General features: G+C 62.6%; 26 protein-coding genes and 1 pseudogene. 11 read left to right on the plus strand and 16 right to left on the minus strand.

Features of this window, described 5'->3' with window-relative positions:
• Positions 1-55: 55 nt before the first annotated feature.
• From CFBP1590_RS01860 to CFBP1590_RS01915, 12 genes are read right to left on the minus strand one after another with little or no spacing between them, the layout of a single operon-like run.
• Positions 56-2398, minus strand: a complete 2343-nt coding sequence (locus tag CFBP1590_RS01860; RefSeq protein ID WP_058431842.1) for an MMPL family transporter — start codon at positions 2396-2398, stop codon at positions 56-58.
• Positions 2382-2996, minus strand: a complete 615-nt coding sequence (locus tag CFBP1590_RS01865) for an outer membrane lipoprotein carrier protein LolA (RefSeq protein ID WP_058431843.1) — start codon at positions 2994-2996, stop codon at positions 2382-2384. The genes CFBP1590_RS01860 and CFBP1590_RS01865 overlap by 17 nt, the downstream gene beginning before the upstream one ends.
• The gene (locus CFBP1590_RS01870) at positions 2993-3418 is read right to left on the minus strand and encodes an acyl-CoA thioesterase (protein ID WP_004880361.1); all 426 of its coding nucleotides are present in this window, start codon (positions 3416-3418) and stop codon (positions 2993-2995) included. The genes CFBP1590_RS01865 and CFBP1590_RS01870 overlap by 4 nt, the downstream gene beginning before the upstream one ends.
• Positions 3408-4955 carry an HAL/PAL/TAL family ammonia-lyase gene (locus CFBP1590_RS01875; protein ID WP_088234383.1) on the minus strand — a complete coding sequence of 516 codons (1548 nt, stop codon included), beginning with the start codon at positions 4953-4955 and terminating at the stop codon, positions 3408-3410. The genes CFBP1590_RS01870 and CFBP1590_RS01875 overlap by 11 nt, the downstream gene beginning before the upstream one ends.
• Entirely contained in the window at positions 4936-5883 is a 948-nt protein-coding gene (locus CFBP1590_RS01880; protein WP_004880358.1) for a lysophospholipid acyltransferase family protein, read from the minus strand. The genes CFBP1590_RS01875 and CFBP1590_RS01880 overlap by 20 nt, the downstream gene beginning before the upstream one ends.
• Complete coding sequence (locus tag CFBP1590_RS01885) at positions 5880-6614, minus strand: glycosyltransferase family 2 protein (protein WP_088234384.1); 735 nt, start codon at positions 6612-6614, stop codon at positions 5880-5882. The genes CFBP1590_RS01880 and CFBP1590_RS01885 overlap by 4 nt, the downstream gene beginning before the upstream one ends.
• A complete protein-coding gene (locus CFBP1590_RS01890) occupies positions 6607-8289 on the minus strand; it encodes an acyl-CoA synthetase family protein (RefSeq protein WP_167383071.1) in 1683 nt (560 codons plus the stop codon). Before CFBP1590_RS01890 ends, CFBP1590_RS01885 begins: the two co-directional genes overlap by 8 nt.
• 10 nt (positions 8290-8299) lie before the next feature.
• Entirely contained in the window at positions 8300-8845 is a 546-nt protein-coding gene (locus CFBP1590_RS01895; RefSeq protein WP_029244346.1) for a COG4648 family protein, read from the minus strand.
• Positions 8842-9096 carry an acyl carrier protein gene (locus CFBP1590_RS01900; RefSeq protein WP_025995330.1) on the minus strand — a complete coding sequence of 85 codons (255 nt, stop codon included), beginning with the start codon at positions 9094-9096 and terminating at the stop codon, positions 8842-8844. Before CFBP1590_RS01900 ends, CFBP1590_RS01895 begins: the two co-directional genes overlap by 4 nt.
• Before the next feature lie 9 nt (positions 9097-9105).
• A complete protein-coding gene (locus CFBP1590_RS01905) occupies positions 9106-9366 on the minus strand; it encodes a phosphopantetheine-binding protein (protein ID WP_004880350.1) in 261 nt (86 codons plus the stop codon).
• The gene (locus CFBP1590_RS01910) at positions 9341-10153 is read right to left on the minus strand and encodes a lysophospholipid acyltransferase family protein (RefSeq protein ID WP_088234386.1); all 813 of its coding nucleotides are present in this window, start codon (positions 10151-10153) and stop codon (positions 9341-9343) included. The genes CFBP1590_RS01905 and CFBP1590_RS01910 overlap by 26 nt, the downstream gene beginning before the upstream one ends.
• Positions 10129-10848 carry a beta-ketoacyl synthase chain length factor gene (locus CFBP1590_RS01915; RefSeq protein WP_088234387.1) on the minus strand — a complete coding sequence of 240 codons (720 nt, stop codon included), beginning with the start codon at positions 10846-10848 and terminating at the stop codon, positions 10129-10131. Before CFBP1590_RS01915 ends, CFBP1590_RS01910 begins: the two co-directional genes overlap by 25 nt.
• 351 nt (positions 10849-11199) lie before the next feature.
• Here CFBP1590_RS01915 and CFBP1590_RS01920 point away from each other — a divergent pair, with 351 nt between their 5' ends.
• Positions 11200-11979, plus strand: coding sequence for a ParA family protein (locus CFBP1590_RS01920; RefSeq protein ID WP_029244349.1), 780 nt, complete (start codon positions 11200-11202; stop codon positions 11977-11979).
• Here CFBP1590_RS01920 and CFBP1590_RS28330 read toward each other — a convergent pair.
• Positions 11957-12328, minus strand: a pseudogene (locus tag CFBP1590_RS28330) (PAAR domain-containing protein); the annotation flags it as partial. The gene CFBP1590_RS01920 and the pseudogene CFBP1590_RS28330 sit on opposite strands and share 23 nt — an antisense overlap.
• Before the next feature lie 244 nt (positions 12329-12572).
• On the opposite strand from CFBP1590_RS28330, the gene mdcA reads away from it, so the two are divergent.
• The 9 genes from mdcA (at position 12573) to madM (ending at position 19877) form a co-directional block, all read left to right on the plus strand.
• Positions 12573-14249: a malonate decarboxylase subunit alpha gene (mdcA, locus tag CFBP1590_RS01930; protein ID WP_088234388.1), complete on the plus strand. Its 1677-nt coding sequence runs from the start codon at positions 12573-12575 to the stop codon at positions 14247-14249.
• Entirely contained in the window at positions 14249-15136 is an 888-nt protein-coding gene (locus CFBP1590_RS01935) for a triphosphoribosyl-dephospho-CoA synthase (RefSeq protein ID WP_088234389.1), read from the plus strand. The genes mdcA and CFBP1590_RS01935 overlap by 1 nt, the downstream gene beginning before the upstream one ends.
• A gap of 1 nt (position 15137) precedes the next feature.
• Positions 15138-15437 (plus strand): malonate decarboxylase subunit delta, encoded by a 300-nt coding sequence (locus tag CFBP1590_RS01940; protein ID WP_004880339.1) that lies wholly within the window; start codon positions 15138-15140, stop codon positions 15435-15437.
• The gene (locus tag CFBP1590_RS01945) at positions 15430-16281 is read left to right on the plus strand and encodes a biotin-independent malonate decarboxylase subunit beta (protein ID WP_088234390.1); all 852 of its coding nucleotides are present in this window, start codon (positions 15430-15432) and stop codon (positions 16279-16281) included. Before CFBP1590_RS01940 ends, CFBP1590_RS01945 begins: the two co-directional genes overlap by 8 nt.
• The gene (gene mdcE, locus CFBP1590_RS01950; protein ID WP_088234391.1) at positions 16278-17078 is read left to right on the plus strand and encodes a biotin-independent malonate decarboxylase subunit gamma; all 801 of its coding nucleotides are present in this window, start codon (positions 16278-16280) and stop codon (positions 17076-17078) included. The genes CFBP1590_RS01945 and mdcE overlap by 4 nt, the downstream gene beginning before the upstream one ends.
• Before the next feature lie 5 nt (positions 17079-17083).
• Entirely contained in the window at positions 17084-17710 is a 627-nt protein-coding gene (locus tag CFBP1590_RS01955) for a malonate decarboxylase holo-ACP synthase (RefSeq protein ID WP_088234392.1), read from the plus strand.
• Entirely contained in the window at positions 17707-18639 is a 933-nt protein-coding gene (mdcH, locus tag CFBP1590_RS01960; RefSeq protein ID WP_088234393.1) for a malonate decarboxylase subunit epsilon, read from the plus strand. Before CFBP1590_RS01955 ends, mdcH begins: the two co-directional genes overlap by 4 nt.
• A 72-nt stretch (positions 18640-18711) precedes the next feature.
• The gene (gene madL, locus CFBP1590_RS01965) at positions 18712-19107 is read left to right on the plus strand and encodes a malonate transporter subunit MadL (RefSeq protein ID WP_004880328.1); all 396 of its coding nucleotides are present in this window, start codon (positions 18712-18714) and stop codon (positions 19105-19107) included.
• A 5-nt stretch (positions 19108-19112) separates the two neighbouring features.
• Positions 19113-19877, plus strand: a complete 765-nt coding sequence (madM, locus tag CFBP1590_RS01970; protein WP_004880326.1) for a malonate transporter subunit MadM — start codon at positions 19113-19115, stop codon at positions 19875-19877.
• A gap of 56 nt (positions 19878-19933) precedes the next feature.
• Here the strand turns inward: madM and CFBP1590_RS01975 are convergent, their stop codons facing one another.
• The gene (locus tag CFBP1590_RS01975; RefSeq protein ID WP_025995321.1) at positions 19934-20863 is read right to left on the minus strand and encodes a LysR family transcriptional regulator; all 930 of its coding nucleotides are present in this window, start codon (positions 20861-20863) and stop codon (positions 19934-19936) included.
• Between the two features lie 154 nt (positions 20864-21017).
• On the opposite strand from CFBP1590_RS01975, the gene trhA reads away from it, so the two are divergent.
• Positions 21018-21632, plus strand: coding sequence for a PAQR family membrane homeostasis protein TrhA (gene trhA, locus CFBP1590_RS01980; protein ID WP_004880322.1), 615 nt, complete (start codon positions 21018-21020; stop codon positions 21630-21632).
• Between the two features lie 207 nt (positions 21633-21839).
• Here trhA and CFBP1590_RS01985 read toward each other — a convergent pair whose 3' ends face one another.
• Positions 21840-22559 (minus strand): 16S rRNA (uracil(1498)-N(3))-methyltransferase, encoded by a 720-nt coding sequence (locus CFBP1590_RS01985; protein ID WP_088234394.1) that lies wholly within the window; start codon positions 22557-22559, stop codon positions 21840-21842.
• Between the two features lie 156 nt (positions 22560-22715).
• On the minus strand, positions 22716-24122 hold the full coding sequence (locus tag CFBP1590_RS01990) for an adenosylmethionine--8-amino-7-oxononanoate transaminase (RefSeq protein WP_043305568.1): 1407 nt from the start codon (positions 24120-24122) through the stop codon (positions 22716-22718).
• Positions 24123-24328 lie beyond the last annotated feature (206 nt).

Consider the following 24328-nt stretch of genomic DNA (forward strand, 5'->3'; position numbering starts at 1 on the left):
GAAGGAGTGGCGCGTGAGGGCAGTCGCGCCGGCGTTATCCAGAACACCAGAACCATCATGGGCGTGGCTCCGGGGATCCAGCAGATTTCTTTTGGCGCGGGCTGGCCCAGGGAGCGAGCATGAAGCTGAACGCCAGCCCCAGGCTCACTGACAGGCCGAAATTGCTGATCGCCGGGGTGCCGGAAATCGCCAGCAGCCCGAACGACAGCCAGGTGGTGACGGCGGCAAGCAGCGTGCCCAGCAGGCTCACCGCAGCGCCGCCGACCTGTTCGCGCATCAGAATGGCGTAATCGACGCTGATTGCCGTGACCAGCAGCAGGCCGAACAGGCTGAACAGGGTCAACGGCTGGCCGAGCCAGCCCAGGCTGGCGAGGCTGCACAACGCGGCGAGCAGGGGCAGGGCGACGATGCGCAGTGCGCCGTTGAAGCCGAACGGTACGATCAGCAACAGCACGATCAACACGCAGGAGGCCAGTTTCAGTTCGGCGGCGCTGACCTGAGTGCTGGCGAAGACCTGATTGAGTTCGCCCAGCCGGTCCACCAGTTGCACGCCGTCCAGCCCGCCCGCCTGCATGCGCAGCAACGCCGTGCTGTTCAGGCCGCGCAGGCTCACGATGGTCGCCACGCCTTCTTCCTTCGTCCCCAGCCAGAGCGTGCGCCAGGGTTCGGCGAGCGGACCTTGCAGCGCCAGATCGATGTCTTGCGTCGGCAGTGCCAGCAGTTGAGCGAGCTCGGCTTTCAAGGCCGCCTCAGGCACACCGAGTTGCACCAGTGGCTGCCAGTATTGCGGCAATTTCGCCAGGGCGGCGCGGGTTGCCTGTTGTTCGGCAGGCGAGTCCAGCAACTGGTTGATCGCCATGTAGCCTTGCAGCTTGTCCATGTTCACCAGTTGATCGAGACGCTGGGTGAGCGCGGTCTGGCGGTCCAGCAACTCCTGCTGATCCTTGCCGCGCACCAGAAAGAACTGACTGGTGGGCTGATATCCGGTGATGCGTGCGATGGCCTGGGCTTCGTCGGTCAACGACTGCGGTGCCGCGACCCACTGGCGAATGTCGTTCTTGGTGGTCAGGTGCCACAGGCCGCCGCCGCAGAAGGCCAGCAGCAACACCAGCAAAATCGGCGTGCTGACGCGTTGCAGCAAGGCGGCGCGGCAATCGAGCATCTGCTGGGCCAGTTTGAGCGGCCACTGCGCGGGATGAATTTCGATCCTGCCAAGCAGCGCGGGCAACAGGCATACCGCGGTGAGGTATGCGCCGACGAGACCGGCAGCCGAGAACACGGCAATCTGGGTCAGCGCCGGGAACGGCGTCCAGGCCAGCGCCAGATAACCGATGCAACTGGTGACCAGGCTCAGGCTCAGCCCCGGCAACGTCAGGCGCAAGGCAGGCCAGCTGCGCCAGGGCTTGAGGCTCCAGCTTTTGGACAGATAGTGCAGCGGGTAATCGACTGCCACGCCGATCAGGCTCGAGCCCAGCACCAGCGTCATGACGTGCATGCTGCCAAATATCGCTACGCAGGCGACCGCACCAAACAGCATGCCGACGATGACGGGTACAAACGCCAGCAGCACGCTCCACCTTCTGAACGCCAGCAACAGCAGCAACAGGATACCGATGGTTGCGCCGCCGCCGACCCAGGTGATTTCCCGGCTGGCCTGTTTCTGGCCGTCCGCTGCGTATAGCAAACCGCTGGCGGCCAACAGTTGGCCTCCTGCCTGACTCGCCTGCTGGCGGGCAGTGGCGAGCAGGTCCGCGACCTGGCCGGGCAGGCGCATGTCGAAGGCATCGTTGCCGGTGCGTGTACGCAGCAATACCCAGCTTTTACCGTCGGCCGAGGCGATCAACGCGCCGCTGGCCAGATCCGGCTCGACCGATCCCTGGCGGGGCAGGCCGTTCTGGATGCGCCCGGTCAGGCCCAGCCAGTCGTCCTGGCTGGGCACGAGGCTGAAGCCCGCAAAAGGGTCGAACAGGGTTTGCACCCGCTGATCGATAAAGCCCTGAGGGTCGTCGATCAGTTGCGCCCGATCCGTCGCCGGCAGCATCGCGATTCGCCCTTGCAGCAGTTGGCTGCGCAGGGCAGGCAGATCGGCCTGCAGTGTCCACTGTACTTTTTCGAACAACCCGCTGGCCTGCCATTGCTCGGCCAGCGTGCGGGCGAGGGTGATGGCTTGCTGACGGTCGGCGTGACCGACCAGCACCAGCATTTCGCGGTTGAGCGGTTCCTGAATGCGCTTCTCGGCCGTGCTGACCAGCACGTCGTTTTCAGTGCCCGGCACCAGCTCCATGAGGTTGGCCGACAGCGGCGAGTGGTCGCGCCATTGCCAGGCGGCCAGCGCCAGCACGCCCGCCAGAATCAGCAGGAACAGGCGCGGCAGCAGGCGCTCAGTTCGCAAAGTCATTACGCTGCGCGTCGGTCAGCGCGGCGGCGCTGGTGCTGTCGATCATCTTCAGGACCGTGCTGTCGCCCTGGGTTTCCAGCAGTTCGATGCGTTGCACCAGTTCGCCGCCGTCGATATTGATCTGCGTGAACACCTGCTGCAGCAACAGCGAGCGGGGTGTCAGCGTGAGGTGCCAGGCGTTGGCGTCGCCTTGGAGTTGCAGTTCGAAATCCCGTTGCAGGCCACTGCTGTCACCTTGCAGCACGGCGAGGAACAGGCGGTTCTGTTCGGCTCCGGCGTTCTTGTTGGGCACCGGCTTCCAGACGCTGGCGCTGCCTTCGGCTTCACGGCGCGCAATGCCGTTGGCGTTGATGCGGTAGTCCTGTTTCAGCGGGGTTTCCAGCAGCCACAGCAGCCCGGCGTCCCTGGCCAGCACGAAGCGGCCCTTGCTGATCAGCGGCTGCGGCAGGGCGCGCAGGTGTTTTTCCTGAATGAAACGCCCTTGCACCACGGCAGGCCTTGCCAGTTGATCGCTCAGCTGTTGCAGGTCGAAGGCGTGTGCCAGCGACGACAGGCACAGCAGGCCCAATACGCATAACGCTCGAAGCGGACGGCTCATGACAAGGCTCTCTCTACGGCATCGATGAAGACCCTGGGCGAGGCCAGTTGCATTTCGTGAGTCTGGCTGTCGACGGCGACCTGAACGGTGCTGGCGCGGGTCAGGCGTTCGCCGGTAACCGCGTCGGTGATCAGGTAGTTGATCTTCAGCCGGTTCTCCCATTCCACCAGATCGGCACGCACGTTCAGCTTCTGGCCGAACACGGCGCTGCGCACGTAACGCAGTTGGACGTCGATCACCGGCCAACCATACCCGGATTCGAGCATCTGCATGTAGTTGTGGCCGATGTGGTCGAGCAGCGCGCAACGCGCCACTTCCAGGTATTTGACGTAATGCCCGTGCCAGACGATGTTCATCATATCGACGTCAAAAAACGGCACGACGATTTCGGTGTCGACCTGCAGAAATCCCTTACTGCGCATGCAGCCTCCAGTGTCGGTTGGCGATGTGTTTCAGGCACAGGCGCAGCTCCGCCTCCAGCGCCCGGTCTTCGATGACGGGGGCGAAGTCCTGACTCAGTTGTTCGTGCATGGCGGCCAGCGCGGGTGGCAGCGGGCGTGCATCGGCGGACTTGCCGCGCAGCCAGACGCCCTGGTTGGCGGCGATCAGCGTGGCGGCGGCGACCTGCTCGGTCAGCTCCAGCACCCGGATCGCGTCGCGGGCGGCGATGGTGCCCATGCTGACCTTGTCCTGATTGTGGCACTCGGTGGAGCGCGAAAACACGCTGGCCGGCATCGTGTTTTTCAATGCTTCTGCGGTCCAGGCGCTGGCGCCGATCTGCACAGCCTTGAACCCGTGGTTGAGCATTGCGCGCTCGGCGCTGGCGCCCGACAGGTTGCTCGGCAGGCCATGGCTGTAGCGCTCGTCTACGAGCAGGGCCAGTTGCCGGTCCAGCAGGTCGGCAACGTTGGCGACCAGCGTTTTCAGGCTGTCCATGGCGAAGGCGATATGGCCGCCGTAGAAGTGCCCGCCGTGCAGCACGCGTTCGGCTTCGGCGTCGATGATCGGGTTGTCGTTGGCGCTGTTGAGTTCGATCTCGATGAACGAACGCAACCAGTTCAGGCTGTCGGCCAGCACGCCCAGCACATGGGGCGCGCAACGCAATGAGTAGCGATCCTGCAGGCGATGCAGCGGCGCGGTCGGTGCATCGATTGCCAGGTCCTGGCGCAGCCATGCGGCGACCTGGGTCTGACCCGGGTGCGGCTTGGCGGCGAACAGGCGCTCGTCGAAGTGCTCCGGGTTGCCTTGCAGGGCCACCACGTTCATTGCCGTGATGCGGGTCGCCAGTTGCAGCAGATAATCGGCCCGCGCAAATGCGAGGCAGGCCAGTCCGGTCATCACCGCCGTACCGTTCATCAAGGCAAGCGCTTCCTTGGGCCGCAGCACCAGCGGCGTCCAGCCCAGTTCGCGGTGCACGTCGCTGGCCGCTCGGCGTTCGCCACGGAACATGACTTCGCGCTCGCCCGAGAGCGTGGCGGCAACATAGGACAACGGCGTCAGATCACCGCTGGCACCGACCGAGCCTTCTTCCGGGATCAGCGGTAACACGTCCTGATCGATGAACGCCTGCAGGCGCTCCAGCAGTTCGACACGCACCCCGGACACGCCCTGACACAGCGACTGCAGCCGCGCCGCGAGCACGGCGCGGGTCGCCTGTGCGTCGAGCAGCTTGCCCAGACCGCAGCCATGAAAGGTGTACAGGTGACGTGGCAGCGCTTCGACGTGTTCCAGCGGCACGGCAACCACGCAAGAATCGCCATAGCCGGTGGTGACGCCGTAGATCACGCCTTCCTTGTCCAGCAGCGAATCCAGAAACCGTGCGCCTTTGGCAATGCGCTCGCGGAACGCTTCATCGCTCTGCAAAACGGTGGGCGCCTGGCGGTTGGCCAGCGTCAGCACGTCTTCAATGCGCAGCGCCCGTTCGCCGAAGGTGATGGTGTCAGGAGCGTGGTTCGTCATCGGACTTCCAGAATGGGTAGAAATTGAACCACTGCTGTGGCGCTTCAAGGCAATAGTGGCCGAGGCGTTCGGCATAGCGTGTGGCCCAGTGTTCGATGACCTGCGGGCGGTCGCTGCGGCGCCATTCGATGGCGTCGGCAAAAGGTTCGAGAATCACGCGATAGCCGGTCGGACCCTTGAGGCAGAAGAACAGGTTGACCGGGCATTTGAGCAGCCCGCCCAGCAGCCAAGGGCCTTGCGGGAAGGCGGCGGGCTGGCCGAGAAAATCGACACGCACGTTGCGTCCGCCATGCAACGGCACACGATCACCAGCGATGGCCAGCCATTCACCTTCTTCGATGCGCTGGTTCAGTTGCAGCATGATGGCCGGATCCAGCTCGCTGACCTGGATCAGCCGCAGATTGGTCGCCCCGGCTTCGCCCAGCAGACGGTTGAAACGTTCGGCGTGCTTGGTGTGCACCAATACGTTCATGGTGACCTTCTCGCCCAGTTCGGCGAGGGCGCGACACACTTCGAGGTTGCCCAGGTGCGCGCCGACCAGTAGTTGGCCACGCGAGCCGCGCAGGTTCTGCCGCAGATGCGCTGGGTCAATGATCTCGATCTGGTCGATGCCGAGCCTGCCGTTCCACACGTCGAGTTTATCGAGCAGCGCGTCGGCGAAGGCCATGAACTGGCCGAACACCCGGCGTTGCGTCGGGCGCAGTTCGGGCCGGTTGCTCCACTGCGACAGGCGCTCTTGATACTCGTGGATGCTGTGCCGGGCGCGGCGGCCGAACAGGAAGAAATACAGCACGATGCCATACAGCACCGGTGTCAGCAGGCGACGGCCGAGCAGTTTGACGCCCCACGCGGTGAGCTTCATCAGCAGAAAACTGCCGCGCTCCTCATGGTTGGCCCAATGCTGCTTCGATGTGGGTTTTACGCTCATGCCCGCCACCGTTGCCAGAGGATGACCGGCAGGCGGACCAGCATGCCGAAGAACAGTTTGGCGTGCATTTTCGAGATCAGCGCATTGTCGTGGAACAGACGGAAGTGCGACAGACCGTCCTGCGGGTAATGAACGCGGGTCGGCAGCCAGCGCATGGGTTGCCTGCGCCATGACAGGCGCACGAGGATTTCCGAATCGAAGTCCATGCGTCTGCCGATCTGTGCGCTGTCGATCAGCTTCAGGACCGGCGCCAGCGGGTAGAGCCTGAAGCCGCACATCGAGTCGCGAATCTGCAGCGACAGGGTGTTGATCCAGACCCACACGTGGGTCAGGTAACGCGCATACAGGCGTCCTTTGGGAACACTCTCGTCGTACTGTGGATAACCGCAGATCAGCGCGTCGGGGTGCTCGCGTGACTGCTGCAGAAACAGCGGAATATCCGTCAGGTCATGCTGACCGTCGGCATCGACCTGCAAGGCATGGCTGAAACCCAGCCGTGCGGCTTCACGAAAGCCGGCCATCACGGCGCCGCCCTTGCCCTGATTGATCGGCAGGCGCACCAGATAGACCTGCTCGGCCTGTGCAAGCTGCTGTAACACCGTCGCGCAGGCCGGGCTGCTGGCGTCGTCCACCAGCACGCAGGGCAGCCCGGCTTGACGAACGGCGCTGACCACGTCGGGCACGGCCAGCTCGTGATCGAACACCGGAATGATGGCGCAGGGCTTATGCATGCGCAGCCTCCAGCACGATCCGGCCACTGGAGCAGGGCGCGCCTTCGCTGTTGCGAAAGGCGAAATGCAGTTTCGAGCGCTGCTCATCGAAGCGCAGGTTCAGGGTGAGCCAGTCGCCTGGGCGCACCAGTTGCTGAAACTTCAGCACTTCCAGCCCCGCAAAGCGCGGAGGCAGGTCCAGCAGGCTTTGGCTCAGTTTCATGGCCCATTCCACCTGCACCACGCCTGGCAGGACGGGAGCCTTGGGAAAGTGGCCGCTGAAGTACGCGAGATCGGGAGGAACGACCAGATTCAGTTGCAACTCGTCATCGACAGTTTTCTGATCCAGCAGCTCAGGGAGTTTCGGGCGCTCGGCCATCAATAACGCTTCGACGTCCGCCTGCGGCAGCTTGCCTTGTGCGTTGAGCGGCATCTGCCGCAGCAGCCGCCAGCGACGAGGCAGCGCCAGGGCTTCGCAATGCGGACGCAGGTGCTGGCGCAGCGCTTCGGTCAGCGCACGACGGCCTTGTGTCCGGAGTGCGAGCAGGCCACTGTCGCTCAGCACGACCAGCGCACCGAGTGAGGCACGGTTCTCCTGAACCACGCCCAGACGCGCCTCGCGGACCCACTCATGGGTGACGAGCGCCTGTTCGATCAGGGGCAGCGAGATACGTTTTTCCTCAAGTTTGACGATGCGGTCCAGCCTGCCCAGCAGTTCGAAACGGCCGTCGGTGTCGATGTGTACAGCGTCGGCCGTGTGTTCGACATGGCCAACAGGCAGGTACGGCGAACGGACGCACAAGGCGCCGTCGTCGTCGCGAGTCAGCTCAACGCCTTCGAAGGGCTGCCAGCGCTGTTCGCCCTGACGCCACGCAATGCCGCCGGTTTCCGAGCTGCCGAAGATTTCCGTCGGCCATTGCCCCAGTCGCTCATGCAGGGTTTGCGCTGCTTCGCCCGGCAATACACCACCCGAGGAGAACACCCGGCTTACGGCACTCAGGCGGGGCCAGTCGAGGTTGTCACCCATGCGCTTGAGCAGGGCCGGGCTGGCGACCCAGGCAAACGGCGCGTTTTCGAGGCTGGCGCGCTGCACGTCTTCGGAGAAGGGCAACTGACGACGCACGAATGAACGCCCCGCGCACAGCGGCCACAACAACCGGAACAGCAGGCCGTAGATGTGCTGGGTCGCCACGCTGCCCACCATGCAGGACTGGCCCAAGTCCGCGCCCCAGAGCTGCTCCAGAGCGGTGACTTCATTGGCCAGTTGGCGCAGACGTTTCTCGATCAGCTTCGGCTCGCCACTGGAGCCTGAGGTGCACAGGCTCAGGCGGCACTGGTCCAGATCAAGCGCTGCGGGTGGCGGAGGTGATCCGAGCAAGTCACTCAGCGCTGTATCGCTTGGCTGGTCGGTGATCCAGAGATCGACCTGACCGGCCCAGCGTTCGCGGGTCTGGCCCTGCAGATCGGCAGGCAGCAGCACGCTCACCCCGGCGCGCCAGGCACCGAACAATGCGATGCCCAGTTCGGCGGCATCTTCAAGGTGCACGGCCACTTGCCGGACGCCACGGGCTTGAAGCCCGCCCGCAACGCTCAATGCCTGCGCGCGCCATTGGGCGAGCGTCAGCGCTGGAGGGGTGGTCAGCAGTCGATCCGTGGCGGTGTCGAGCAGCAGGTTTTCAAGATTCAGCCAGTTCATGCAATCCATTTCATGGGCCGCCCATGACGCGCAGGCGGACGATCAGTTCGCCTGCGAACAGCAGGCCCATCAGTCCATAGGAAACAAGGCCGGTGTAGAGCGTCCACCATGACAGCGGTGCCCACAGCGTCAGCGCCGCCGCAGCAAGGCCGTTGCCCAGAAAGAACACACACCACACCTGAGTGACCCGCCGGGTGTAGCGAATACCGGATTCAGAGAGTTCAGGCCGGTTGATACGCGCCATGCGTTCGACGATCGGCGGGCCGTAGATCAGGCTCGAGCCGAACAGTCCCAGCATGAATAGGCTGACCAGCACCGGGTACCAGCGCAGCATCACATGGCTGTCGAGCAGCCCGAGCACCACGCAGAACCCCAGCGCCACCAGCGCCATCGCCAGGCTGCCCGGCCTGCGCTCACCGGTGACGATGCGCGCCAGCCACAGGCTTCCCAGCAGCAGGGCGAATTGCCAGGGCGCGAAGTGCTCGGTTCCCCAATAGACGGCGAACGGGTACAGCACACCGGCCAGCACCAGGATCAGACCGACCAGCCGTTTCATTCGGCGGTGCTGACCAGTCGGTACACGGCCTCGACCACATCGTTGACAGTTCTGACGGACTTGAACTCTTCCGCCGCGATTTTTTTGCCGGTCTTGCGCTTGATGTGGTCGATCAGGTCAACAGCGTCGATGCTGTCGATTTCCAGGTCCTGATAGAGGTTCGCCTCGGGGACGACCCTTTCAGGTTCCAGTTCGAACAGTTCGACCATGGCCGTGCGCAGGGTTTGGAAGATGTCTTCACGGGTTTGCATGTTCAATCCTCAGACCGGCTGTCTGGCGCTGACGAACGCCACAAGGCTGTCGACGTTGGCGAAATGGTTGCGGGTGTCCTTGGCGTCGGCATCGATTTTGATGCCGTAGCGCTTCTGGATGGCCAGGCCCAGCTCCAGTGCGTCGACCGAATCCAGTCCAAGGCCCTCGCCGAAGAGCGTCTGGTCATTGCCGATGTCTTGCGGGGTGATGTCTTCGAGGCCCAGGGCGTCGATGATCAGCACTTTAATGTCCAGATGTAGATCGCTCATCTGTGGCGAGTTCCTTGATGAAGTAGTCATGCAGGTAGTCGTTGAGCCTGCGGGACGCCAAAGGCGGCGGGCCCAGTACGCTGAAGGCTGTCGGGTCTATATCGGCGCCCACATGCAGGGTGAAATGCACACGGCGTTGCGGAATTCGGTACCAGGGCTCGGCCTTGGTCAGGGTGGTCGGGCTGACCTTGATGGTCACCGGCGTGATCATGCTGGCGCCGCGCAGGGCAATGGCCGCAGCGCCCCGGTGAAAGGCAGGCGGCTGGCCGGGCTGGGTGCGCGTACCTTCGGGAAAGATGATCAGGGTCTGGCCGCCTTGCAGGCGTTCCACAGCGGCATCGAGCATGTCCAGGCTGCCGTCGTTGCTGATGTAGCCCGTGGAGCGCACCGGCCCGCGCGTGAACGGGTTCTCCCACAGGCTGCGCTTGACCACGCAGTTGGCGTCACGCACCAGCCCGATCAGGAACACCACGTCGATCAGCGACGGGTGGTTGGCAATGATCATCTGGCCGGGACGCCCCAGCTTTTCGGCGCCTTTGACCTCATAGGTCAGCACGCCCAGACGCGCCATGATCCTGATGAACCGCCAGAAAAGCCGACTGATGGTCCGGCGGGCACGTCGCTGATGGTCTGCGACGCTCCCCGGAAAGCAACTCAGGACCGGAAACACGAACACGCGCAGACACAGCCCGCTTATCCCGAAGAGGGCAAAGCTGAAACCGGTTGCCAGCAGACGCCAGTAATAGGCGTCCCGGCCTTTCTTCAATGGTTGCGTTGCCACTTCCATAATCGGTTGTTCCACGGATGCAGGCATGAGGACTGGTCGGTGTGCAGGGCTTGCAACAGATTCAGGGCATGGGGCCACTGCGTGCGTTGCGCGCCTTGCGTGTCGGTATTCAGGGACAATTGCCACTCGTTACCCGGCGTCAGCAGCAGGCCGACGGCATACGGGAAGGGCACGTCGTCGATCCACCGGGCATAGGCGTGCGGAGGCTGTTCTTCGGTTACCACCAGCAGCACGGCCGGTGCGCCCTCGGCCAGCAGGGCCGCAGCTTCGAATGCGCCGTATTCAAGTCCGTCGCCGGCGGCCGCCAGCGCGGTCATTTCGCTGGTTTCACCGCGCAGGATCGACCACAGACCGATCACGGCGTTATGCACCGACAGGCTGAACTGGGTCGGCGACATGGGCTCGTCAGCGGCCAGATCGCGAAGGATGTCGAACGTGCGGGGCGTTTCGCCGTGACGGGACACGAATACCAGCGGCATGCGCTCGTGGCCGTCGCTGAGTGGCCAGCCGACCGCGAATGCCATGCGCGCCATGCGGCCCAGCCGTCGGCGCTGCATCGCAGGCAGAAAAGACACATCCGGTGCTTCGTTGCTGTCCTGCAACCGTGTAGGGGTGCGGCTCCATTGCTCCCACTCGTCTGCGCTCGCCAGGCCAGGTGCCCAGGCGCGCCATCGTGCAATGTTGAAGGTGATCAAAACTTCTCTTCCCGCCCCTGCGGGCATGTTTCTCGCTACTTCGATACCAGGACGGCATCAGTCTGGGCGGTAAGTTCAATGAATGCGCGCATTATCCTTGTGGGAATCGCGACTAGCAAATTTGTTACAAGTAAAGGGTTTACACAGCATTCATTCTCATTCATGTAACTCATGCGTACGCATGATTGACGCTCAATCCAGATAGTCATTGAACTGACATAAATGTGTCGTATTTTGCGACAGGGTTGCCGATAAGGTCGCCGTTGTCGTATGCATTGCCTAGACTCGACCACGCGTACAGCCTTTATCGGTCAGTCACGTCGTTTCTTAATCTCTCGAGGAATTCAAAGCATGCGCCGTGTGGTATTCAATCAGAAGGGGGGAGTCGGCAAATCGAGCATTGCCTGCAATCTGGCTGCAGTCAGCGCCAATGAAGGCTATCGGACCCTGTTGATCGACCTCGATGCCCAGGCCAACTCCACCCATTACCTCACCGGCCTCACAGGCCACGATATCCCGATGGGGATTGCCGAGTTCTTCAAGCAGACGCTGTCTTCCGCGCCGTTCGGCAAGAAGAACCATGTCGACATCTACGAGACGCCGTTCGATAACCTGCATGTCGTAACCGCCACGGCAGAACTTGCCGATCTGCAGCCAAAGCTTGAGGCCAAGCACAAGATCAACAAGCTTCGCAAACTGCTGGATGAGTTGGGCGAAGACTACGAACGCATCTACCTGGATACGCCTCCAGCGCTTAATTTCTATGCGGTGTCGGCGTTGATTGCGGCAGATCGCGTCCTCATTCCTTTTGATTGCGACAGTTTTTCCCGACAGGCGCTTTATGGCCTGCTTCGGGAAATCGAGGAATTGAAGGAAGACCACAACGAGAACCTGCAAGTGGAAGGCATCATCGTCAACCAGTTCCAGCCTCGGGCGAGCCTGCCGCAGCAGATGCTCGATGAACTGGTTGCCGAAGGCCTCCCGGTATTGCCGGTCTACCTCAATGCATCAGTGAAGATGCGCGAGTCTCACGAGGCCTGTCTGCCTCTGGTCCATCTCGATCCGCGGCACAAGCTGACAAGGCAGTTCGTCGACCTGCATCACTTGCTGGAAACCAACGCACATCCTTGATTTCCCGTGTCAGGGCGTCGGCGCGCCGGCGCGCTTCGGTGATCATGTCCTCGGGAATGTCGATGGCAGCATCCATGTCGGCCTGGAATGTGTTCTGAGAAGCGATCAGGCGGTTGCTGCCCGGCGGGCAACCGCATCGCACTTCGTGGCCATGCGTGGCAGCCGCCACAAATCCATCGACATAGGTCGGATTGCCCTGGGCGATGTAGCCTGCGCTGCCGCACGCCGGGCACCATACCGGGTCGCCCATGAGTGCCACCCGTTGATCGTCCAGAATCATGCGTGACGAGGTGTTCGACACAAGACCGCCGCTGGTGGTCGTATCACCTTCCCTGACTATGAATGGCATAGAGCTGCTTCCTTTGGAGTGTGGAACGCCGAATGCTAGGCGCAAAACACCTGCCCGGAGGGCTGAATCAGCCGTTAAGGACCGTTCCTACAGGAAAGTCATCCAGGGGTTGGAAAATGTTGCGAAGCGCAGCCTTTGATCGGCAATCGTTACTCCAGGCGTAATGATTGTGTGGTCTGCTTGATTGATGCCTGGACCTTCCCGCTCCTAAGGTGAACCACGACAGCGAAATCGTGGAGCGATCATGACAACAACAACTTCCCCCGACGCGCGTTGGACGCGCCGCCGCACCGAGAAGCAGCGGCGGCTCGAACAGGTGCGGGCCCTGGCCGACGGCGTGGTGCTGCCGACCGACAGAATCGTCGCGGCGCTGGAGGCCCTGCTGGTGTCCGGTGATCGCGTGGTGCTCGAGGGCAATAACCAGAAACAGGCCGACTTTCTGTCCCGCGCACTCGCAAAGGTCGATCCTGCCAAGGTGCACGACCTGCACATGATCATGCCGAGTGTCGGGCGGTCCGAGCATCTGGACCTGTTTGAACAGGGCATCGCCCGCAAACTGGATTTCTCCTTCGCTGGCACGCAAAGCCTGCGCATCAGCCAGTTGCTGGAAGACGGCCTGCTGGAAATCGGCGCGATTCACACGTATATCGAGCTTTATTCGCGACTGGTGGTCGACCTGATCCCCAACGTGGTGCTGGCCGCAGGCTTCATGGCCGACAAGGCGGGCAACATTTACACCGGACCGAGTACCGAAGACACCCCCGCGCTTATTGAACCGGCCGCCTTCAGCGACGGCATTGTCATCGTGCAGGTCAATCAACTGGTCGATGATGTGACTGACCTGCCGCGGGTGGACATTCCCGCTTCCTGGGTCGACTTCGTGGTTGTGTCCGACAAGCCTTTCTACATCGAACCGCTGTTCACCCGTGACCCACGCCACATCAAGCCGGTGCATGTGCTGATGGCGATGATGGCCATCCGTGGCATCTACGAGAAGCACAACGTCCAGTCGCTGAACCATGGCATTGGTTTCAATACTGCGGCCATCGAGCTGATCCTGCCGACCTACGGCGAATCGCTGGGGCTGAAAGGCAAGATCTGCCGCAACTGGACGCTCAACCCGCACCCGACCCTGATCCCTGCCATTGAAAGCGGCTGGGTCGAGAGCGTGCACTGCTTCGGCACCGAGCTGGGCATGGAAAACTACATCGCTGCGCGCCCTGACGTGTTTTTTACCGGGCGCGACGGTTCGCTGCGTTCCAATCGGCAGCTGTGTCAGCTGGCAGGCCAGTACGCGGTGGACCTGTTCATCGGCGCGACCCTGCAGGTCGATGGCGACGGGCACTCCTCGACCGTGACCCGAGGCCGTCTGGCAGGTTTCGGCGGTGCGCCGAACATGGGCCACGACCCGCGCGGCCGTCGCCACGCCACTCCGGCCTGGCTGGACATGCGCCAGCAGACCGATGACGGCCCGGCCGCCTATCTGGAACGCGGCAAGAAGCTGGTGGTGCAGATGGTCGAAACCTTTCAGGAAGGCGGCAAACCGACTTTCGTCGAAACCCTCGACGCCGTCGAAGTGGCCCGCAAGAGCGGCATGCCGCTGGCACCGATCATGATTTACGGCGATGACGTGACCCACCTGCTGACTGAAGAGGGCATCGCCTATCTCTACAAGGCGCGCAGTCTGGAAGAGCGTCAGGCGATGATTGCCGCTGTGGCAGGCGTGACGGCCATTGGTCTGCGCCACAACCCGAAAGACACCGCCCGCATGCGCCGCGAAGGGCTGATTGCGTTGCCCGAAGACCTTGGGATCCGCCGCACCGACGCCAGTCGCGAACTGCTGGCCGCGAAAAGCATCGCCGATCTGGTCGAGTGGTCCGGTGGCCTCTACAACCCGCCTGCCAAATTCAGGAGCTGGTGATGAGTGCACTCAAACAGACACCGCAACCCGTCTCACTGTCCGAGCATCTGGCTGACCTGGCCGTCGATGCGCTGATGGACGAAGCCAATCTGTCGCCCAAGCCTGCCTTGGTGGACCGCCGTGGCAATGGTGCGCACACCGATCTGCATCTGGGGTTGATGCATGCGTCGGCGCTGTCGCTATGGCCGACCTTCAAACTGATGGCCGAGGCCGCTGCGCAGTTCAAGATCGTTGGGCAGCCGTTGCGTGAAGAGCTGGGACGACTGGGGCGCGAAGGTGAAGCCGCGATGCTGCACACCACGGGCGGCGTGAACACCCATCGCGGCGCGATCTGGGCGTTGGGTCTTCTCGTGACCGCCGCAGCGCTGGACGTCGACGATTGCACATCTGCCGCGATTTGCCAGCGCGCTGCGCGTCTGGCGCTGATCAAGGATCGCCAGGTGGTCGCCAGCAACAGCCACGGCAGCATCGTCGCGCAACGCTATGGCGCAATGGGCGCTCGCGAACAGGCGCAACAGGGTTTTCCCGCCGTGACGAATGTCGCGCTGCCGCAATTACAGCGCAGCCGTGCGGCGGGCAGTGGTGAGCAGAACGCGCGTCTGGATGCGTTGCTGGCAATCATGACCACGTTGGCCGACACCTGCGTGCTGTACCGCGCCGGACCTGAAGGTCTGCAGGCCATGCAACTGGGCGCGCAACGCGTGCTGGACGCGGGCGGCAGCGCCAGTCTGGCCGGGCGTCGTGAACTGCACGAGCTGGACAAGCAATTGCTGGCCCTCAACGCCTCGCCCGGTGGCGCAGCCGACCTGCTGGCGGCCTGCCTGTTTATTGATGGTCTTGAGCCTGCGCTCGGCTATGCATCGCGCCCTGCACCGAGGAATGCCTGATATGGAAACCCTGTCTTTTGAATTCCCCGCCGGACAGCCGCCCAAGGGCCGTGCGCTGGTGGGTTGCGTCGGCTCCGGCGACCTGGAAGTGCTGCTGGAACCCGGACAGCCGGGCAAGCTGACGATTGAAGTGGTGACCTCGGTCAACGGCGCCTCGTTGCGCTGGAAACATCTGTTCGAACGCATGTTCGACGGCCAGATGCCGCCTGCGCTGAGCATCGATATTCATGACTTCGGCGCGACGCCGGGCGTGGTGCGACTGCGCATGGAACAAGGTTTCGAGGAGGTCGGCCATGACTGATACCGCACGCTTGCTCAACCAGCACAGCTTCATCGAACTCGGCGCCCGCCAGCGCGCCCGCGCCTTGCTGGATGCGGGCAGTTTCCGCGAATTGATCGACCCGTTCGACCGGGTCATGTCGCCGTGGCTGGCGCGCCAGGGTGTGGTGCCCCAGGCCGACGACGGTGTGGTGGTCGCCAAAGGGACGGTCGACGGTCTGCCGGTGGTGATTGCTGCCATCGAAGGCTCGTTTCAGGGCGGCAGCATGGGCGAAGTGGGCGGCGCGAAAATGGCCGGCGCGCTTGAGCTCGCTGCCGAGGACAACCGCAACGGCATCCCGACCGCCGCCATTGTGCTGCTGGAAACCGGCGGCGTGCGCTTGCAGGAAGCCAATCTGGGCCTGGCCGCGATTGCCGAGATCCATGCCGCGATGGTCGATCTGCGTCAGTACCAGCCGGTGATCGGTGTGGTGGCAGGCAGCGTCGGCTGTTTTGGCGGCATGTCCATTGCGGCCGGGCTGTGCAGCTATCTGCTGGTGACTCAGGAAGCTCGTCTCGGCCTGAACGGTCCGCAGGTGATCGAACAGGAAGCGGGCATCGAAGAGTATGACTCCCGAGACCGGCCCTTCATCTGGAGCCTGACCGGTGGCGAGCAGCGCTTTGCCAGCGACCTGGTGGACGGTTTTGCCGCCGATGACGTGGCAGCGATCAAACAACAGGTCGGCGACTGGCTCAGGCAGGGCGTGCCTGGGCAGCACCGCAGTGGTCAGCACGCAGTGTTTCTGGAGCGTCTGGCGAATCTGGACACTGCGTCGCAGATCGACCCGCAGACCGTCCGCACTCTCTTTCAAGGAGCCCGATCATGAGTACTCAACAGCGGGGTTTGAACTGGTTCAACGCATTGAGCGCAGGCGCAACGCCGGTCAGCGATTTGCCTGCGTCGCTCAAGGTGGCCGACGGCACACTGGGCGATCAGCCGGTGCGTTTTCTGGCAGTAGTAGCCGATCCGGATAACCGCTTTCCTCGGGCGCGTCAGGGCGAGGTCGGTCTGCTGGAAGGCTGGGGCCTGGCCAAGGCGGTGGACGAGGCAATCGAGCTGGATCGTGAGCGGCCTGACAAGCGTGCGTTGATCGCCATCGTCGATGTGCCAAGTCAGGCCTATGGCCGACGCGAAGAAGCGCTGGGCATTCATCAGGCGCTGGCGGGTGCTGTGGACAGCTATGCACGGGCCCGGCTGGCCGGGCATCCGGTGATCGGGCTGCTGGTCGGCAAGGCGATGTCGGGTGCGTTTCTGGCTCACGGTTATCAGGCCAATCGACTGATCGCCCTGCGTGATCCGGGCGTCATGGTGCATGCGATGGGCAAAGCGTCGGCGGCTCGCGTCACCCTGCGCAGCGTCGAAGAGCTGGAAAAACTCGCCTCGACCATTCCACCGATGGCGTACGACATCGACAACTACGCCAGCCTGGGTCTGCTGTGGGAAACCCTGTCGGTCAGCCAGATCGAACAGCCGGGTGCGGAGGATCTTGCCCAGGTGCGCAATGTGCTCGGCAGTGCAATCAAGGACGTGAAAGCCAGCGGCACTGATCTGAGCAGTCGCCTGGGCGCGAGCAACCGCGCGGCATCGGTTCATGTGCGCCAACTGCTGCGAGCGCAGTGGTGAGGCATTTGCCATCAGCTGTGCTGCCTCACGACTTGTTGTGGGGCATGCCGCTGTCCGCCTTGCCTGAAGACTCGCCTGAGTGGGCCGTCGAAGCAGCGCTGGCTGGTCGGCCAGTGGTGGTGCGCCGTCAGGTCGTGGCGGCGGGGCAGGTTGCGGTGGGGCTGCGTGGCCATGCTCGTGAGCAGCGTTACGCGGCGATCATGGCGTGCGCGGACATTTCCCGTCGGGTCAGCCCGGAGCAACTGGTGGATGTGGTCGACGGTTGCCTGCACGACTGGCCTGCGCTTCGCGCTTTGCGTCTGATTCGTCCCGTCATGGATTCGCTGGAACTGAGTTGGGGCGTGGGTGGCAGCGCCGGATTCGAACTGGCGAGCGGTTTTTCGGCGCTGCATCAGGACAGCGATCTGGATTTGATCCTGCGCACGCCCCAGCCTGTAGAGCGCTGCTGGGCGGCCGAACTGGTCGAGGCGCTGGAAACGGCCGTCTGCCGGATCGACGTCCAGTTGCAACTCGAGCAGGGTGCCGTGGCGCTGCGCGAGTGGGCGCGGCCGTCGGGTCGAGTGCTGCTCAAGAGTGCCAGCGGTGCCCGCCTGGTTGCCGATCCATGGCAACTGGCCGAGGTGTGCGCATGAGCAGCTTCTGGGTGTTTCCAGGCCAGGGTGCGCAGCAGGCGAACATGCTGCATCAGTTGCCGGACGATCCCGTGGTTCGCGGCTGTCTGCAGGACGCTTCGACAGCGCTGGGTGAAGACGTCATGGCGCTGGACACCGCTCAGGCGCTGCAATCGACCCGGGCCGTTCAGGTGTGCCTGCTGATCGCGGGCGTGGCCTGTGCCCGGCTGTTACAGGCGCGGGAATGCACACCTGATTACGTGGCCGGATTGTCCATCGGTGCCTATCCGGCCGCCGTGATTGCCGGTGCGCTGGCGTTCGACGATGCCGTGCGTCTGGTGGCGCTGCGCGGCGAACTGATGCAAAGCGCCTATCCCGAAGGCTACGGCATGACGGCGGTCATTGGTCTGGATCAGGCGCAGGTCGAGGCGATGATCGCTCAGGTTCATCAGACCGGGACTCCGGTGTTTCTGGCCAATATTAATGCTGACAATCAGCTCGTCATCGCTGGCAGCGCCGAAGCGATGCGTCAGGTCGGCCAACTCGCCAAGGCTGCAGGTGCGGCCGCCATCAAGCGTCTGGCGGTCAGCGTGCCGTCGCATTGCTCGCTGCTTGAGAAGCCTGCGCAGACGCTGGCCGATGCGTTCGCCAGGGTTGAAATCAGCAAACCGAGCGTGCGCTACCTCAGCGGCAGCACCGCGCGCCCCGTGATGGACGCTGAAAGGTTGCGCGACGATCTGGCTTTCAACATGTGCCGGGTGGTGGATTGGCGCAGCACCGTGGAAACCGCCTACGAGCGGGGCGTGCGCCTGCAGATCGAATTGCCGCCCGGTGCCGTACTGACCGGACTGGCGCGCCGGGTGTTCGACCAGGGAACGGCGGTGGCCTTTCAGGCCGCACGTCTGGACAGCCTGATCGCGCTATCGCGAGAGGAGGGCGCCCGCATCTGATAGAGACGCCGTGCAGCTGCTACGAAGGACAAAAACAACAACTTCAGCAATGCAAACAGAGGAATAACAACAATGATTATCTACGGTGTGGCGTTTTTGGCGTTTTGTACCCTGGTGGGTATTTTTATCGGTGAAGTGCTCGGCAAATTGATCGGCGTGCCTGCCAATGTCGGCGGTGTCGGTATCGCCATGTTGCTATTGATCGGGCTCGGCAGCTATCTGAGCAAACGCGGCCTGTTCAAGGGCAAGACCGAACAGGGCGTCGAGTTCTGGAGCGCGATTTACATCCCGATCGTGGTCGCGATGGCCGCGCAGCAGAATGTCTATGGCGCGCTCAAGGGCGGCCCGATGGCGATCCTCGCGGGCACGCTGGCCGTGGTGGTTGCCTTCGCGATGGTTCCGGTGCTGACACGCATGGGCAAAGGCCAGACTGAAGTGCCTGCCGCTCCCACCAAGACGGCGGGGTAAGGGCCATGTACGAGTCCATGATAAAAGTCATCACCAGTTACGGGCTGATCAGCGGCTTTGCGGTAATCGGCATCACGATGTGGTTCTCCTATTGGCTTTCCGACACCTTCACCAAAGGTCGCCTGCACGGTTCGGCCATCGCCATCCTGCTGGGGCTGGTGCTGTCGTACATCGGCGGCGCAATGACCGGCGGGCAGAAGGGCGTCGTCGATCTGCCGCTGCTCTCTGGCATCGGTTTGCTGGGCGGCGCGATGCTGCGGGATTTTGCCATTGTCGCCACGGCCTTCGGCGTCAACGTCAATGAGCTCAAGCGTGCGGGGTACGTGGGCGTGCTTTCGCTGTTTGTCGGCATCGGCACGTCGTTCATCGCCGGTGTCGCGGTTGCCACTGCGTTCGGTTACACCGATGCGGTCAGCCTGACGACCATTGGTGCAGGGGCCGTGACCTATATCGTCGGTCCCGTCACCGGCGCGGCGATTGGAGCCAGCTCCGAAGTCATGGCGCTGTCCATTGCAGCGGGATTGATCAAGGCGATTCTGGTGATGATCGCGACGCCCTTCGTGGCACCGTTCATTGGCTTGAACAACCCGCGCAGCGCAGTCATCTTCGGCGGGTTGATGGGCACGTCGAGCGGTGTGGCGGGCGGGCTTGCGGCCACCGATCCGAAGCTGGTGCCTTATGGCTGTCTGACGGCTGCGTTCTACACCGCGCTCGGTTGCCTGCTGGGGCCGTCGCTGCTGTTCGTGATCATGCGCGGACTGTTGGGATAGGTTGGGAAAGTCTGAAAACACCTCAGGCGCCGTTGTGCGCTTGAGGTGCGTTGCGGTCAGGTCGAATGCGGCTCCAGCAGCCGGTTCGCATACATCCTGCATTCCGCCACCAATGCGAGCAGGTTGGGATCACGCTCCTTGGATTTGAGAAAGACCATGCCGATGTGCTGCTGCATGCGATAGCGCTGTTGCAGCGGGATCAGCCGCACACGGTTCTCGTACACCGCCGCAATTCGCCCAGGCAGCAGCGCATACCCCACGCCTGAACTGACCATGCTCAACAGCGTGAAGATGTCGTTGACCTGCATCGCCACCTTGGGCTCGAAGCCAGCCTGCTGGAATACCCTGATGCCGTCGCGGTGTGTGGCGAAGCCCTGGGTCAGGGTGATGAACGTCGCTTCACGCAGGTCGCTCAGGTCCACTTCGCTGTGTTCGGCGAACGGCGAGTCGGTCGGCACCGCCAGAAAGATATCGTCCGAGAACAGTGCCAGATGCTCGCAGTCCGGGTCGTTGGTGCTTTCATCCAGCGACACCAGCATTGCGTCCACTTCCATGTTCTTGAGCTTGTAGAGCAGGTCGATGTTGGAACCCAGAATCAGGTCGATATTCAGCTCGCTGCGACGGATCTTCAGGCCCATGATCAACTGCGGCACGGTTTTGACCGTGAGCGAATACAGGGCCCCAAGCCGAAAGCGCGCCGCCGAGAACCCGGCAGCCTGACGGGTCATTTCCACCGTAGTGATGACGTCGTGCACCAGTTTTTGCGCGCGTTCCTCTAGCACATAGGCACTTTCCAGCGGCGTCAGGTTGCGGCCCTCGTGCTTGAACAGCGGGCAGCGCAGAGCGCTTTCCAGCGAGTGAATGGCGCGATGCACGCTGACGTTGCTGGTCTGCAATTCCGCCGCCGCGCGGGCCAGGTTTCCGGTGCGCATGAAGGCCAGGAAAATCTCCAGCTTCTTCAGGGTGAGTTCGTCATCAATCTGCATGGCGGGGCGCTTAGTGTTGGGGTGGGTGGATTGTGCACAACTCACTCAAGGTTCGCTGCCTGAAATCTGTGCGGCAGACAGACATGTTGCACTTTGTTTCAATAAACGGGAGCCTCTGCAATCAGTGTCTTCGGTAAAACAGGGTATTACGCGGATGTATTACGGAGAAAAATTCAATGCCTGGTCTCATCTCGTCGGCGCAGTGCTGGCAGCCGTCGGAGCCATCTGGCTGCTGGTGATGGCCAGTCTGCATGGCGATGTCTGGAGAGTGGTCAGCGTGGCGATCTATGGCGTGTGCCTGGTCACGCTGTACAGCGTTTCGACCGTTTACCACAGTGTCAAAGGGCGCTCGAAGTCCATCATGCAGAAGGTCGATCACTTTTCGATCTACCTGATGATCGCGGGCAGCTACACGCCGTTCTGCCTCGTGACCCTGCGTGGCGCGTGGGGCTGGACCCTGTTCGGGATTGTCTGGGGGCTGGCGCTGATCGGCATCCTGCAGGAAATCAAACCGCGCTCGGAAGCGCGCATCCTTTCCATCGTCATCTATGCCGTGATGGGCTGGATCGTACTGGTCGCCATCAAACCCCTGCTGGCCTCGCTCGGCGTGGCCGGGTTCATCTGGCTGGCGGGCGGCGGCGTGCTGTACACCGTCGGCATCCTGTTCTTCGCCTACGACCACATCCGCCACTGGCACGGCATCTGGCACCTGTTCGTGATCGGCGGCAGCCTGATGCACTTTGTGGCGATCTGTTTTTATGTGCTTTGAGGGTGCTGCATTGTGACCCCAGAGCGGACGCGGAGCGTCCTGAGAGGCGTTCCCACGCGGAGCATGGGAACGATCATCTTGGGATATCTGATCGTGCCCACGCTCTGCGTGGGCATGCCTCCCGTGACGCTCCGCGTTACAAATGGCACAGATTGCGGACTCAGTGAGCCGAGCGCATGGGAACGATCAGTTGGCTGGATGTGATACCTAAAAATCACCCCACAGCTGCTGCGCCACGCTGAGCGCGACGACGGGGGCGGTTTCGGTGCGCAGCACGCGTGGGCCGAGGCGGGCGGCGTGGAAGCCGGCGGTCTGGGCCTGATCGACTTCGGCGTCGTTCAATCCGCCTTCCGGGCCGATCAGGAAGGCCAGGCTGGCCGGTTTTTCATGGCTGGTCAGTGGCTCGGCAACCGGGTGCAGGACCAGTTTCAGGTCTGCTTCGGTCTGTTTCAGCCACTCGGCCAGCGGCATCGGTGGATGAATCACAGGCACCACCGAGCGGCCGCATTGTTCGCAGGCGCTGATCGCAATCTGTTGCCAATGCATCTGGCGTTTTTCAGCGCGCTCATCCTTTAAGCGTACTTCGCAGCGCTCGCTGACGATCGGAGTGATTTCGCTGACGCCCAGTTCGGTCGCCTTCTGAATCGCCCAGTCCATTCGCTCGCCACGCGACAGACCCTGACCCAGATGGATACGCAGACCGGACTCGACCTGCCCGGCAAAGCATTCATCCAGTTGCACGCGCACGCGCTTCTTGCCGACTTCCAGCAAGGTGCCGCGAAACTCGCTGCCGGAGCCATCGAACAGTTGCAGCGCATCGCCTTCGGTCATGCGCAGCACGCGGCTGATGTAATGCGCCTGTGCTTCGGGCAATTCGTGTTCGCCCAGGCTCAGCGGCGTGTCGGTGAAGAAGCGGGACAGTCTCATGGTGTTTCTCTGTAGGCGTACTGATGTGTATGTCTTGGGAAAAAGCTTTCGCGGACAAGTCCGCTCCTACGAAGTATGCATTCCAAAAGGAGATATGCGTTACACGTGGGAGCGGACCGGGCGGCGTTCCGCTTGTCCGCGAAGGCGTCTGCCGGATCAGCCCGGATCCCTGAAGTCCGGGTGGAAGTTTTCGCGCACAGCCACGTTGATGCTGCTGCGCGTGGCGATGTCGATGCCTTCGCTGGCGACCTCGGCCAGAAAGTCGATCTGCTCCGGGGTGATCACGTAAGGCGGCAGGAAATACACCACGCTGCCCAGCGGCCTCAACAGCGCGCCGCGCTCCAAAGCATGCTGAAACACCTTCATGCCACGGCGTTCCTGCCATGGGTAGGCGGTCTTGGTGGCCTTGTCCTGAACCATCTCGATGGCAATCGCCATGCCGGTCTGGCGCACTTCGGCCACATGGGGATGATCCACAAGATGCGCCGTAGCGGTCGCCATGCGTTGCGCCAGGGCCTTGTTGTTCTCGATGACGTTGTCCTGCTCGAAGATATCCAGCGTCGCCAGCGCCGCAGCACAGGCCAGCGGGTTGCCGGTGTAACTGTGTGAATGCAGGAAGGCGCGCAGGGTCGGGTAGTCGTCATAGAACGCATCGTAGACATCATCGGTCGTCAGGCAGGCCGCCAGCGGCAGATAGCCTCCGGTGAGCGCCTTGGACAGACAGAGGAAGTCCGGGCGAATGCCCGCCTGTTCACAAGCGAACATCGTGCCGGTGCGGCCGAACCCAACAGCGATTTCATCGTGGATCAGGTGCACGCCGTAGCGGTCACAGGCTTCGCGCAACAGCTTCAGATAGACCGGGTGATACATGCGCATGCCGCCCGCGCCCTGAATCAGCGGCTCGACGATCACAGCAGCGACGCTGGCATGGTTTTGCGCCAGGGTCTGTTCCATGGCCGCGAACATGTTGCGCGAGTGCTCTTCCCAGCTCATGCCTTCGGGGCGGTGGTAGCAGTCGGGGCTCGGCACCTTGATGGTGTCCAGCAGCAACGCCTTGTAGGTTTCGGTGAACAGCGGCACGTCGCCGACCGACATCGCGGCCATGGTTTCGCCGTGGTAGCTGTTGGTCAGGGTCACGAAGCGCTTTTTATCGGGCTGACCGCGATTGAGCCAATAGTGAAAGCTCATTTTCAGCGCGACTTCGATGCAGGACGAACCGTTATCGGCGTAGAAACAGCGTGTCAGGCCCTCGGGCGTCATCTTGACCAGGCGCTCAGACAGCTCGATCACTGGCTGGTGGCTGAAACCCGCGAGGATTACATGCTCCAACTGATCGACCTGATCCTTGATGCGTTGATTGATGCGCGGGTTGGCGTGCCCGAACACGTTGACCCACCAGGAGCTGACGGCGTCCAGGTAACGCTTGCCTTCGAAGTCTTCAAGCCACACGCCTTCGCCCCGCTTGATGGGGATCAACGGCAGGTTCTCGTGGTCTTTCATCTGGGTGCAGGGGTGCCACAGGACCTTGAGGTCACGCTGCATCCACTGGTCATTCAGGCCCATTTGCAATCTCCGGGTAGCGACTCGCTCGAGGCGAGGACGAACAATCGCGCAAGCCTATGCAATGCCCGGCTGTGTCACAACCTTTGATGCAGTTTTAAGGGGCGACGGACATTGCTGGCGGCTATCTGATGGCTCGCGTATCCTGCCTCGCTATTCGATGTCCCGGGCTGACTTGCCCAACCTTCCCTTGTTTTTTCGGAGTTCAC

Origin of the sequence: Pseudomonas viridiflava (genome assembly GCF_900184295.1) — a bacterium.
In the GTDB taxonomy this organism is placed as follows: domain Bacteria; phylum Pseudomonadota; class Gammaproteobacteria; order Pseudomonadales; family Pseudomonadaceae; genus Aquipseudomonas; species Aquipseudomonas viridiflava.